Annotated in this window: 1 tRNA gene; it reads left to right on the forward strand. The window is 35.5% G+C overall.

The features are described from left to right. Positions 1-113: 113 nt before the first annotated feature. A tRNA-Ala gene (locus G5B30_RS17220) sits at positions 114-187 on the forward strand. The last annotated feature ends 89 nt before the right edge of the window (positions 188-276 follow it).

Consider the following 276-nt stretch of genomic DNA (forward strand, 5'->3'; position numbering starts at 1 on the left):
CTTCAATTACGAATGCTTTAAAATTACGAATCGGGGAATTACGAATTACGAATTCTTTGATTACTGAAGATAGAATTCATAATTCGTCATTCATAATTCATAATTACCAAAAGGGGGAATTAGCTCAGCTGGCTAGAGCACCTGCCTTGCACGCAGGGGGTCAACGGTTCGAATCCGTTATTCTCCACGGTTTCGGATTAGGGGTTACGAATATTTCAATTACGGATGATAAAATCATAATTCGTAATTCATAATTTGTAATTCATAATTTGAAAA

This window comes from Sphingobacterium sp. SGG-5, from assembly GCF_011043525.1.
GTDB lineage: Bacteria > Bacteroidota > Bacteroidia > Sphingobacteriales > Sphingobacteriaceae > Sphingobacterium.